The organism is Serratia sp. YC16 (assembly GCF_009707615.1).
In the GTDB taxonomy this organism is placed as follows: domain Bacteria; phylum Pseudomonadota; class Gammaproteobacteria; order Enterobacterales; family Enterobacteriaceae; genus Serratia; species Serratia surfactantfaciens.
Window position 1 is genome coordinate 576,380 of record NZ_WLYN01000002.1, and the last position, 12,336, is coordinate 588,715.

At 55.4% G+C, this 12,336-nt stretch carries 10 protein-coding genes, 1 tRNA gene and 2 pseudogenes; 7 read left to right on the plus strand and 6 right to left on the minus strand.

Annotated elements, in window-relative coordinates; all coding sequences use genetic code 11:
- The first annotated feature begins 7 nt into the window (after positions 1-7).
- Entirely contained in the window at positions 8-931 is a 924-nt protein-coding gene (locus GKN89_RS10090; protein ID WP_154746895.1) for a LysR family transcriptional regulator, read from the plus strand.
- Here GKN89_RS10090 and GKN89_RS10095 read toward each other — a convergent pair.
- Together GKN89_RS10095 and GKN89_RS10100 are read right to left on the minus strand one after the other, a co-directional pair.
- A complete protein-coding gene (locus GKN89_RS10095; protein WP_154746896.1) occupies positions 915-1,385 on the minus strand; it encodes a helix-turn-helix domain-containing protein in 471 nt (156 codons plus the stop codon). The two genes, GKN89_RS10090 and GKN89_RS10095, sit on opposite strands and share 17 nt — an antisense overlap.
- A 117-nt stretch (positions 1,386-1,502) precedes the next feature.
- Complete coding sequence (locus GKN89_RS10100; protein ID WP_063919160.1) at positions 1,503-2,078, minus strand: helix-turn-helix domain-containing protein; 576 nt, start codon at positions 2,076-2,078, stop codon at positions 1,503-1,505.
- A 67-nt stretch (positions 2,079-2,145) separates the two neighbouring features.
- On the opposite strand from GKN89_RS10100, the gene GKN89_RS10105 reads away from it, so the two are divergent.
- From GKN89_RS10105 to GKN89_RS10120, 4 genes are all read left to right on the plus strand, one after another.
- Positions 2,146-3,069 carry a DMT family transporter gene (locus GKN89_RS10105; protein ID WP_025160336.1) on the plus strand — a complete coding sequence of 308 codons (924 nt, stop codon included), beginning with the start codon at positions 2,146-2,148 and terminating at the stop codon, positions 3,067-3,069.
- Between the two features lie 493 nt (positions 3,070-3,562).
- Positions 3,563-4,837: an HlyD family secretion protein gene (locus tag GKN89_RS10110; RefSeq protein ID WP_370520190.1), complete on the plus strand. Its 1,275-nt coding sequence runs from the start codon at positions 3,563-3,565 to the stop codon at positions 4,835-4,837.
- Positions 4,830-6,941, plus strand: coding sequence for a peptidase domain-containing ABC transporter (locus GKN89_RS10115; RefSeq protein ID WP_154746897.1), 2,112 nt, complete (start codon positions 4,830-4,832; stop codon positions 6,939-6,941). Before GKN89_RS10110 ends, GKN89_RS10115 begins: the two co-directional genes overlap by 8 nt.
- Positions 6,942-7,601, plus strand: coding sequence for a CPBP family intramembrane glutamic endopeptidase (locus tag GKN89_RS10120; protein ID WP_154746898.1), 660 nt, complete (start codon positions 6,942-6,944; stop codon positions 7,599-7,601). It begins immediately after the preceding gene.
- Positions 7,602-7,924: 323 nt separating this feature from the next.
- Here the strand turns inward: GKN89_RS10120 and GKN89_RS10125 are convergent, their stop codons facing one another.
- Together GKN89_RS10125 and GKN89_RS10130 are read right to left on the minus strand one after the other, a co-directional pair.
- Positions 7,925-8,263 (minus strand): hypothetical protein, encoded by a 339-nt coding sequence (locus GKN89_RS10125; RefSeq protein WP_154746899.1) that lies wholly within the window; start codon positions 8,261-8,263, stop codon positions 7,925-7,927.
- 416 nt (positions 8,264-8,679) lie between these two features.
- A pseudogene (locus tag GKN89_RS10130) lies at positions 8,680-9,002 on the minus strand (helix-turn-helix domain-containing protein); the annotation flags it as partial.
- 7 nt (positions 9,003-9,009) lie between these two features.
- On the opposite strand from GKN89_RS10130, the pseudogene GKN89_RS10135 reads away from it, so the two are divergent.
- Positions 9,010-9,582, plus strand: a pseudogene (locus GKN89_RS10135) (Tn3 family transposase); the annotation flags it as partial.
- Between the two features lie 185 nt (positions 9,583-9,767).
- Here GKN89_RS10135 and cycA read toward each other — a convergent pair.
- Positions 9,768-11,168, minus strand: a complete 1,401-nt coding sequence (gene cycA / locus GKN89_RS10140; protein ID WP_154746900.1) for a D-serine/D-alanine/glycine transporter — start codon at positions 11,166-11,168, stop codon at positions 9,768-9,770.
- Positions 11,169-11,517: 349 nt separating this feature from the next.
- Between cycA and GKN89_RS10145 the strand changes: the two genes are divergently transcribed.
- Positions 11,518-11,593, plus strand: a tRNA-Lys gene (locus GKN89_RS10145).
- Positions 11,594-11,813: 220 nt separating this feature from the next.
- Here GKN89_RS10145 and GKN89_RS10150 read toward each other — a convergent pair.
- The gene (locus tag GKN89_RS10150) at positions 11,814-12,317 is read right to left on the minus strand and encodes a DedA family protein (protein WP_074054560.1); all 504 of its coding nucleotides are present in this window, start codon (positions 12,315-12,317) and stop codon (positions 11,814-11,816) included.
- Positions 12,318-12,336 lie beyond the last annotated feature (19 nt).

Sequence of the window (12,336 nt, forward strand, 5' to 3'; positions counted from 1 at the left end):
ACAAACGATGAATAGTGACGATATCGGTGAGAAAAACTCACGCAAAACCCGTAGGCCGCTGCCGCTGGGCGGTCTGCGCTGTTTTGAAGCCGCCGCGCGGCTGGAAAGTTTCACGCAGGCGGCACAGGGGCTGAATTTGACGCATGGCGCGGTCAGCCGGGCGGTGCGGGCGCTGGAAGAGGAGCTGGGCGTGGCGCTGTTTGAGCGCCGCCATCGGCGGGTTCTGCTCACGGCGGCGGGGCGCAAGCTGTTTCAGGCGACGCAGCAGGCATTCGGCATTTTGGATGCTACGGCGCTGGAGCTGCGCCAGCAGGCATTCAATGCGCCGTTGGTGTTGTCCTGTGAGCCGACCTTATTGATGCGTTGGCTGATCCCGCGCCTGCCGGCTTTTCAGCAGGCGCACCCGGATATCAACTTACAGCTGGTGGCCGGCGGCGGGCCGTTTTCGTTCCATGACGGCATTACGGCGGCGATCAGGCGCAATGACTTTGATTGGGGAAAGCAGGTGCATAGCCTGGCGCTGTTTGATGAGAAAGTCGGGCCGGTGTGCCAACCCGAAGCGCTGACGAGGCTGACGGCCAGCGTGGACGGCAGGCAGAACCTGCGGCCCGACGCCAAGTTGCTGCATGCCGCCACCCGGCCGGATGCCTGGCGGCACTGGGCGCAGCGGCAGCGGGTGACGTTGGCGGGGCATCCGGAGCAGCGTTTCGATCATTTCTATTTCAGCCTGCAGGCGGCGGTAGCCGGTCTTGGCATCGCTATCGGCCCGTGGCTGCAGGTGCGAGACGATCTGGCCGCCGGTTTGCTGAGCGCGCCGTTCGGTTTCACGCCCGACGGCAGCGGCTATTACCTGTTGTCGCCGCAGCCGATCGTGCCGGGCAGTGCGCTGGCCCGGCTGGCGGAGTGGCTGACGTTTACGGCAGGCGCCTGAGTTTTTGCGCCAGCCGCTGTTCCTGCCAGCGGCTGAAGGCATTGCGCAGCAGCAGGGTGCGCACCGCCCGCATAACCAGCGCGAGGCTCATGCCGCCGATCGCCCACAGCGACCAGAGGTATTGCGGGTGAGTCAACTCGTTGATGGCGAACAGCAGCGCGCCAATCACGGCGAAACGCACCGCCATGCTCAGCAGTTTGCCTTCTGCCGCGACCTGGCGACGAATGCGCTGCTGTTCATCTACCTCACTCGGCGTTTCCGCCTGCGGCGGTGAGGTGAGATCGCTGACCTGCACCCCCAGCGCGGCGGCGATCGCGGTCAAGGTTTCCAGGCTGGCCTGTTCGCCGTTTTCAATCCGCTGTACGGTGCGGGTGCTGAGACCGGCAATGGTCGCCAGCTGCTCCTGCGACCAGCCTTTTTCCAGACGTAATGGCCTGATGCGGTACTTTTGCATGATGCACTCCCGAGTTCACTGTCACTGTCATCCAGTGTAGGGCGTGCGGGGTGACGGCGCCACGACAGCGGCACGACAGCGGCACGACATCCACCGCCGGCGCGGGCTGGCGAGCAGTCAGAAGGCGACGTTGCGGATAAAGCGCAGGGGCAGGTCGCCGAGATTGGCGTAAGCGTAGCGTTGATCGCTGTTGAAGGTTTGCGCGGCGCCGGCGGAAAGGGTCAGCGTGCCTTGTTCCAGCTCCAGCGTCAGGGTGCCGGCAATCACATAGATCATCTCGCTCCAGCCTTCGGCGTCCGGCGCCGAGTCATAGCGCTCACCCGGCATCAGCGTCCATTCCCACAGCTCGGCCCGTTGGCGCGCCGGCACGCTGGCGGCGAACAGCGCCTGGCTGCCGGACTGCGCGCCTTGCCAGGCCAGTTCCCCTACCAGATGGCTGCCGCGCGCTTCCGGTGCCTGGATCAGATCGGTAAAGGAAATCGCCAGGGCGGCGGCGATCTTGTCGAGCACTGCCAGGCTGACGTTGCGATCGCCGGCCTCGATGCCCGCCAGCATGCGGCGGCTGACGCCGGAAAGCTCGGCCAGCGCCACTTGGCTCAGGCCCGCCTGTTGGCGGTAGCCGCGCAGATTGCTGCTCAGATACTGCAGCACTTTGGGAGGATCGGTTTTCGCGTTATGCGCCGTATTGCTCATCGCCGGACTTTATCTCATACTGGCAGGAACTGTGCATTATATTGCACTCAGCAGGAAGGGCAAGCCGGTGTCAGCAGCAAAAAAATCCTTTATTTCCGCCGTGGTTCCGCAAATCAGGTTGCCGGAAGCGGTGTTGATTTTCATCACCATGATCTGGGGCGGCACCTTTTTGGCGGTGCATCACGCGATGCAGGTCAGCGGGCCGTTCTTTTTCGTCGGTCTGCGTTTCGCCACCGCCACGCTGGCGCTGACGCTGTTTTCGCTGCGCGTGCTGCGCGGCCTGACGCTGTATGAACTGAAGGCGGGCGGGCTGATCGGGCTGGCGATCATGTTTGGCTACAGCATGCAAACCGTCGGCCTGCAGACCATTACCAGCAGCCAGTCGGCGTTCATCACCGCCATGTATGTGCCGATCGTACCGCTGCTGCAATGGCTGGTGCTGGGGCGGTTCCCCGGCATCATGTCGTGGATCGGCATTCTGCTGGCCTTTACCGGGCTGATGCTGCTGGCAGCGCCGAGCAGCACCGACATGACGCTGAGCCTCGGCGAAATTCTGACGCTGGCCGGCACCCTTGGCATGGCGGCGGAGATCATCCTGATCGGCGCCTTCGCCGGCAAGGTGAATATCCGCCGGGTGACCATCGTACAGCTGGCGACCGCCTCGTTGACCTCATTCTTGATGATGGCGCCGACCGGTGAATCGCCACCGCCGTATTCGGATTACCTGCTGTACAGCGCCATTGGGCTGGGGCTGGCCAGCGCGTTGATTCAACTGACCATGAACTGGGCGCAGCGCAGCGTTTCGCCGACGCGGGCCACGGTGATTTACGCCGGCGAACCGGTCTGGGCGGGCATCGTCGGGCGGTTGGCCGGGGAGCGTTTGCCGGGCGTGGCGTTATTGGGCGGCGCGTTGATCGTGATCGGGGTGGTGGTCAGCGAGCTGCGCGTGCGGCGCAAGGGGAAAGCGGCGGTGGCGACGGAAGCGGACTAGCGCAGAGGCGTAAAAAGAAAGGGGCGGAGAGATGTATGAACCGGTCACATGGGTAACAGGTTATAACGGTACGGTAAACAGCCTATGGCGGTTTACCGTGCCCTGGAATGAGACTGTTACCATGCAACGTTTACAGTTTGTCACGGCCTGTTTGGAAGGTGAGCTTCCGATTGCAGAAGTATGTGGGGTTTGAGAGCCAATGGAACGAAAACGTACGCTAAGAAGATAATTCGTTGTTTGTATTAAAATTTAACGTTCTAAGTTCCCCCTTTAAAATATCCTCCGGGAGCGTGAACGTATAATGCTCCAGCATATTGATATGCTCATGCATCAGTGGGGATAACCGGGCGATATCTTCATTCCCGGCTTCTGCTCCATTTTATGTCCAACAATCCATTAAACGCCCACTCACCGCAACGCTGGTGTTTAGCGATTTGTTGACAGCATAATGGGGCTGGACTTCATTCCCCCTTCTTTTTAAGGAAGAAAAACGGTGTTTCGCCAGGAAGCGATCGATAATCAGAGAATGAAATGGCGTGGTCGGGCGCTCCTCCTTCCCGGCATTCCCTTTTGGCTCATAGCAGGGCTCTGCCTGTTTTTTCTCATTGCATTTCTCACCTTCGTGATCGCCGGTACCTATACCCGACGGGTCAATGTGACTGGTGAGGTCAGCACCTATCCGCGTGCCGCCAACGTCTATTCTTCCGTTCAGGGGGTAGTCGTCAAACAATTTGTCACCGAAGGGCAGGTGATCACCGCCGGAGCACCCATTTACCAGATTGACGTCAGCAAAAGCACTCGCAGTGGTGTAGTCAGCGATAACCAGCAGCGGGATATTGATGGCCAGCTGGCACGCATTGCGCAAATCATCAGCCGACTGGAAAGCAGCAAGCAGGCCACGCTCACTATGCTGGAAAAACAGAAGGCGCAATATACCGCCGCGTTCTCGCGCTCAACCGACATTCTTCGGCGTGCTCAGGAAGGGATACACATCATGAAGGAGAACATGGAGAACTACAGGCACTATCAGACCAAGGGACTGATCAACAAGGATCAGCTCACCAATCAGGTGGCCCTGTATTACCAGCAGCAGAACAACCTGCTGGGCCTGTCCGGCCAGAACGAACAGAATGCGTTGCAGATCACCGCGCTGGAAAGCCAGATCCATACCCAGGCCGCCAACTTCGACAACCAGATCTACCAGATGGAGCTGCAGCGCTACGAGCTGCAGAAAGAGCGGCTCAACATCGATGCCGGTGGAGCGATCGTCGTTCGTGCGCTGGCCGATGGCCGTATCGATTCGCTGAGCGTCACGGTTGGCCAAATGGTCAACGTCGGCGACAGCCTGCTGCAGGTGATCCCCCACGACATCGATCACTACGCCCTCGTGCTGTGGGTACCTAACGATGCCATTCCTTACATTGCTGCCGGTGACAAGGTCAATGTACGTTATGACGCCTTTCCGGCGGAAAAATTCGGCCAGTTTGCCGGTACGGTGTCCGTCATCTCCAAAGCCCCGGCCTCACCGCAGGAAATGCTGACCTATCAGGGGGCCCCAAAAGCGGCGCTGACCGCCGCTGTGCCCTACTACAAGGTGATTGTCATTCCGGAAAAACAGGCCATTGCCTATGACGGTAAACGTCTGAGCCTGGAAAACGGCATGAAAGCGCAAAGCACCCTGTTTCTGGAAAAAAGGAAGATTTATCAATGGATGTTGTCACCGTTCTACGACATGAAACACAGCGCGACGGGGCCGGTCAATGAGTAAGCCTGCATTCAAACAACGGGTCAGCCAGCTGGATCTGCGGCTACGTCACCGGGTTCCGATGGTGCACCAGACCGAGTCGTCGGAATGCGGGCTGGCCTGCCTGGCGATGATATGCGGTTACTACGGAAAAAACATCGACCTGATCGCGCTGCGCCGGCAGTTCAACCTGTCAACGCGCGGTGCCACATTGGTTGGATTGACCGGTATCGCCGAGCAACTGGGGTTGAACACCCGTCCTCTGTCTCTGGATCTGGACGAACTCAACGCGCTGAAACTGCCCTGCATTTTGCACTGGGAATTCAACCATTTCGTGGTGCTGGTCAGCGTCAAGGGCCACCGCGTAGTGCTGCATGATCCGGCGCGCGGGCGCCGGGCCATCAGCCTGACGGAACTGTCGCACAGTTTCACCGGCGTAGCGCTTGAGGCCTGGCCCGGCACCGCCTTCACCGCCGACAGCATTCGCCACCGCATTCACCTGCGTACGCTAATTGGCAGCGTGCATGGCCTCAAGGGGGCGCTCGGCAAAATCTTTTGCCTGTCTCTGGTATTCGAAACCATCAACCTGGTGATGCCCATCGGCACGCAGCTGGTGATGGATCACGCTATTCCTGCCGGGGATCGCGGGTTACTGACGCTCATCTGCCTTGGGCTGATGCTGTTCATCCTGCTGCGGGCCGCCATTGGTATGGTGCGCGCCTGGTCCGGACTGGTCATGTCGACGCTCATCAATGTGCAGTGGCAGTCCGGTCTGTTTACCCACCTGTTGCGCCTGCCGCTCGGCTACTTTGAACGGCGTAAGCTGGGTGACATTCAGTCACGCTTCGGTTCGCTGGATACGCTGCGCAGCACTTTCACCACCAGTATCGTCGGCGCCATCATGGACGGCATCATGGTGATCGGTGTGTTGGTGATGATGGTGCTGTATGGCGGCTGGCTGACCTGGGTAGTGCTCACTTTCACCGCGCTCTATGTGTTGATGCGCCTGCTGACTTACGGCTATTATCGCCAGCTGTCCGAAGAAGCGTTGGTGAGAAATGCCCGCGCCGGTTCATATTTTATGGAGACGCTGTACGGTATCGCTACCGTCAAAATGCAGGGCATGGCGGAACGCCGCATCGCTCACTGGCTCAACCTTGAAATCGACACCATCAATACCGGTATCCGGATCACCCGAATGGACATGCTGTTTGGTGGGATCAACACCTTCGTGGCGGCCTGTGACCAGGTTGTCATTCTGTGGCTGGGGGCCAGTCTGGTGATCGACAATCAGATGACCCTCGGCATGTTCGTGGCGTTCGGTGCCTTTCGGGGACAGTTTTCCGATCGTATCGGGTCCCTGACGGCGTTTCTGCTGCAGCTGCGCATGATGAGCCTGCATAACGAACGTATTGCCGATATTGCCCTGCACCCACGGGAAGATCGCAAGCCCGACCTTCCATATATCTCGGGAATGCAACCGATGGGGTTGTCCACCCATGCCCTGAGCTACCGGTACGACAGCCAGTCACCGGCGGTCTTTGATGCCTTGGACATCAACGTTGCACCGGGGGAAAGTGTGGCCATCGTGGGCCCGTCCGGGGCAGGCAAGAGCACGCTGATGAAGGTGCTGTGCGGGCTGTTTCCCCCGGATTCAGGGCGGGTTGAGGTGAACGGCGTCGATATTCGGCAGCTCGGCATCAACAACTACCACAAGATGATCGCCTGCGTGATGCAGGACGACAAGCTGTTCTCCGGCTCAATCCGGGAAAATATTTGCGGGTTCGTGGACGAGGTAGATGACGCCTGGATGGAAATCTGTGCCCGTGCCAGCTATCTGCATGAAGTGATTATGCGCATGCCGATGGGGTATGAAACCCTGATCGGCGAACTGGGGGAAGGATTATCCGGCGGGCAGAAGCAACGCCTGTTTATTGCCCGGGCCATTTACAAGAAGCCGGCGATTTTGTTCCTGGACGAGGCGACCAGTGCGCTGGACAAGGACAGTGAAGCGAAGGTGAATCAGGCGATTAAGGCACTCAGCATTACACGGGTGATTATTGCCCACCGCGAAACGACAATCGCGTCAGCAGATCGGGTTATTTACCTTGGGCTAAAGGAAAGTTAGATGAATAACAGAACGGGAATGAGTATAAAACGCGGGTTTGCTTGTTTTGCGTTGTTTATTCTTTTGGTTGGGATAACATTTTACCCAATTGTTGTTCCTGATAAGGTTGCACTCGAACAATCAGGGCTATTACTAATTGTTTTATATGTTCTTGAGTTCTCATTTATTGTTCCCTTATATTTCATTTTCTTCAGAAAATGGGACGACATGGGGCGGGGATGTTTTAGTGTTAGGCAATTTTTAATATTTCTACTCCTCATTCTACTTGCTCAAACTGCGGTTGCTTACATTCTGGATATCAGGGAAGCAGAACACTGGGTGATGGAGCAGGAAACCGGAAAAGGAAGCTTATTTTGGCTTAATTTTTTCATGTTAGTTTTAATCGTTCCGGTTTATGAAGAATTGGCGTTCAGAGGGGGGTTGCTAACAGCTTTACTGGTTTTTTTTCGTGGTAATATTTACATCGCATCTCTAGTAACTTCGTTCTTATTTGCTGTGTTACACACTCAATACACGGATGTCAGAACGTTAATTATTTTGTTTCTAATTTCTATCATCCTGATTACATCCAGAATAATATCCAGAGGGATAGTAATGCCAATTGCACTGCATATGGCAATGAATTGCGTTATATTGAGTGCAGGTATTTATACAATATAGTGGACGGATGTCGAAATATATTGCCGAGCTAACTTCTTCATCTATAAATCGACTATATGTATATGACTCATAGATGAAGCTATTTGTCTACTTTTACTTTGAGGATGTTTTTTTTCCACCATTGGCTACTAAATACAGAAATAAATATTACAGTCACCAGTGATAAAATACTAGACTTCACTATGTTGATAGTGACCTCCACACCAAAAAAAACATTTCCTAAAAAGAAAATAACAAAGAAAAAAATAAACCGCTTAAACTGATTTAACATTATTTGGCCTATGAATCTAAAAAAGAGGTTCAAAAGAACCTCTTTTGTATATTTACCAATGGCATTGTCCGTTAACACTATTCTTGTTACTATCTCCACCAAACGCACCGCCGCCATTACCATTATTACCATATTTATCTACAGCGCTCATCGCCGAATCATAGCTCTGACCAGCAGCAACGGTACCAACTAAGCCACCGACAAGTCCCCCGACAGGCCCACCGGCTAAGATTCCAATTGCAGTGCCTGCGGCCCCGCCTGCATATGTAGCTGCATCACGACCTGAATTTCGAGCGCTATCGTTCCGGCCACCATTATCAGCACGGTCACCGCCATTGTTACCCCTACCACCAGAAACAAAGTTTAACATTGAAGAATCAATGATTTTCATAAACAACTACTTTTGATTATTTGGTTAACCTTGTGTAATCTTTTGTAAAGCCATTTACTAGTATCTCTTTTTTCAATAAGAGTCAAGTTTGGATTGGAGGGTGTATAATAATTATATACTTTTTGTTTATATTAAGTTTAAGCTAAGGATACTCAATGAATAAAGCATCATGGATCAAAGCTTGGTTTTCTGGGGCTACGGTTTACACATGCCTCGATCTCAGTAAGCATGTGGGGGACGAGTTCCTTTGTGGCGCAAGATGGCCACAGCTGGTAGGTATTGTACTCATATTTATCATTTGCTTCGGCGCACGCTTTAAGTTGAAGGAGCTGAGTTAGGGAAAAGTAAAGATTTTGACAGCTCCCGCTTGCAACGCTGGGTACCAACCTTAAATTGTTATGATAAAGCTGGCGCTATCACGAGGTCTTCATATCTTCCAGAATTTTATAAATAGTGGAACGGGCAATGTTGAGCTGCCGAGCAATTTCCATTGCCCCGAGCCCCTCTGGTGAAGGGCTCGCACAATGCTCCTGTCGACAGTGCGCTTACGCCCAAATTGGATGTCTTTGAGCTTTGCTTCCTGCCTCCCCTCATTCGTGCGCTCCAGGATCCTTCTTCGTTCAGCCTGTGCCACAGCGGAGAGGATAGTGACCACCATTTTTCCCATGTTACCGTCAGTACAGCTCCCATCGTCAATAAACCGAATTGCGCCCCCCTGAGAATCGAATTCTTTTATCAACGATGCTGAGCTGAGGGAGACCATATTCAGCAGCATACCGAAAAGCAGGCTGGCAGAATCCGTCAGCAAGGTAAATGAGCTGGCCCGGTCTCAGAACAACAATTTCCATGACGAAATGGTGGAGCAGTACGGGCGGGTAAAGTGTTTTCTTCCGGCGGTATTGAGCGACCTGCATTTCCAGGCAACGTCAGCCGGAGAACATATGCTGTCCGCCATTCATTATCTGACCGAACTGAACGGCTCGAAAAAGCGCATCCTGGACGATGCGCCTGAACATATTATTACCGGCCCCTGGAAACGCCTGGTGTACGATGCGAAGGGGCGGATACAACGTGCCGGTTACTCGCTTCGCCTGCTGGAGCGTCTTCAGGATGCACTGCGTCGACGGGACATTTGGCTCGAAAACAGCGATCGCTGGGGAAACCCCCGTGAGAAGCTGTCGCAGGGAGAAGAATGGCAGGCGCAGCGGGTCCCCGTCTGCCCAGCGCTGGGACATCCCACCGATGGACATAGAGACGTGCAACAGTTGGCGGTCCAGCTGGGTGAAACCTTTTTGTCTGAAGCCCTGCGGTATGAGCGAGTCTGGTGGAGGGCGCTGGATGAGGGGGGGGGACGACAAGGGTTCGGCGAACTGATACTGGCCCGGTACGACAAACGAAATCATCGTATAATCCGGGCCGATTAAGTCAAAAAGTGTCACCTATGTGACCGGTCAGGTCTGTAACCTATGTGACCGATTCATACAGATATCCGCCCCTTTTTACATCAAGCATTTTTCTTCTTGCGCAGGAACACGTAAGACAGGCCGAGCACGATGAACCACAGCGGGGTGACGATCAGCGCCTGGCGGGTGTCTTCGCGCAGCGACAGCAGCACCAGCACGAACACGAAGAACGCCATGCACACCCAGCACATCAGTTTGCCGGCAGGCATTTTGTAGATCGATTTCTGGTGCAGCGCCGGGCGCTGTTTACGGTAGACCAGGTACGAACACAGGATGATGGTCCAGACGAACATGAACAGAATCGCCGACACGGTGGTCACCAGGGTGAAGACCGTCATCACGTTCGGGATCAGGTAAATCAGCACCACCCCGCCCAGCAGGCAGATGCAGGAGAAGGTGAGGCCATTGGCCGGCACCGCGCGCTTGGACAGGTTGGCGAACGACTTCGGCGCATCGCCTTCCTGCGCCAGCCCGAACAGCATGCGACTGGTAGAGAACACCCCGCTGTTGGCGGAGGAGGCGGCGGAGGTCAGCACCACGAAGTTGATTACGCTGGCCGCGGCCGGCAGGCCGATCAGCACGAACAGTTCAACGAACGGGCTCTTGTCAGGCACCACGGAGTTCCATGGTGTCACCGACATGATAACGATCAGGGCGAACACGTAGAACATGATGATGCGGATCGGAATCGAGTTGATGGCGCGCGGCAGCGACTTCTCAGGATCCTTGGTTTCCGCGGCGGTGGTGCCCACCAGCTCAATGCCGACGAAGGCGAATACGGCGATCTGGAAGCCGGCGAAGAAGCCGCTGATGCCTTTAGGGAACATGCCGCCGTCATTCCACAGATGGGTGAATGAGGCCACGGTACCGGTCGGCGACTGGAACTGCATGGCGATCATCACCAGCCCGGCGACGATCAGCCCGACGATGGCGACGATTTTGATCATCGCAAACCAAAACTCCATTTCGCCGAACATCTTCACCGTCGCCAGATTAAGGCCGAGCAGCAACAGCACGCACAGCAGTGAAGCGATCCACTGGGAGAGTCCCGGGAACCAGAACTGGGCGTAGGCGGTGATCGCCACGACGTCGGCGATGCCGGTCACCACCCAACAGAACCAGTAGGTCCAGCCGGTGAAGAAACCGGCCCACGGGCCGAGCAGGTCCGCGGCGAAATCGCTGAAGGATTTGTACTCCAGGTTGGACAGCAGCAGCTCGCCCATGGCGCGCATCACGAAGAACAGCATAAAGCCGATGATCATGTACACGAAGATGATCGAGGGGCCGGCCAGGCTGATGGTTTTACCGGAACCCATAAATAGGCCGGTGCCGATGGCGCCGCCGATGGCGATCAGTTGAATATGTCGGTTAGTGAGGTTTCGCCGTAGATGATCTTCTGAGGCGGGCGTCGCGTCAGTCGCTATTTTAGAGTGATCTACCATCTGATGATGTCCTGTTTTACCTGTCATTAGTGAAATCGCGAGCTCTGAAGTGGCTCTTTTTTATACATTTATCCGGTTGGTCCGGCTTTAGTAAGGTAGTGCAATAACGCCACCTTTGTGCAACATGTTTACAACATTTATACGCGGGATAAAAGTCGATCAATCTTTACACGGAGGAGGCAAATCGGACGTTCAGGGAGCGGAAGATTACTCTTCAAAAGAGGGGATTAACAGACCTTATGCGGCTTATCTCGTTGATTAAACAAAGGGTTGTAAATTTCGCATGAGAAAAAGTAATGCGTGTAAGCGTTTGACAGCGCCTCCGACGAGGAGGACAATTTACCTCGTTGGGTCGTTAGCTCAGTCGGTAGAGCAGTTGACTCTTAATCAATTGGTCACAGGTTCGAACCCTGTACGACCCACCAACCAAATCAGCGTGTTACGCTCAGACTTTTCTTCGTTTCTTCCCGCATTGCGCCGTTTTAAGCGCGCATTCTGCAAAAAAATTCGCATTTTTCGACTGATGTTCAGAAAGGTGATCTGGCGCAAACTGCAATGTTGCACCGGACTTTATACGGCAAGGAAGGCTGTGCGCTGGCGCAACGTCGGCGTAGGGGCGGGCCATTTGCCCAAGAATCTTTCAGGTCAGGAAACGGGGAATAAATGCGCAGCCGACATCAAAAGCAGCGCCCAGACGGCGGCCGAGAGCGCGGCGGTGGCATAGACGCGCCGCGCCGGCAGTTGCAACATGCCGGCCATCAGCGGCACGGTGTAACGCATCACCGCCAGAAAACGCGAGGCGAACAGCAGCGGTAGCCCGCGTTTTTGCAAGGCGCTTTGCGCTTTACGCAGCGGAGCGTGAAAGCGCACCGGCAGCCGGCGGCCAAGATCTCGGCGGCATAGCAGCGCGCCGCAGTGGAACGACAGGATCGATCCCAACGCGGCGCCGAGGGCGATGGCCGCCCAAACCGCGCCGATGGGCAGCGCATGCTTGCCCGCCACGATGCCCATCAGCAACGTGACCGAGGCGGGCGGCAAGACGGAAGACACTACGATCACGGATTTACCCAGCGCAAACAGGAAAATCAGCAGCAGCAACATCTCCGGTTCCGGGCTGTACTTGGCGATAATGTGCGTCAATTCATCCATTTAACACCTGCGGGTGAGG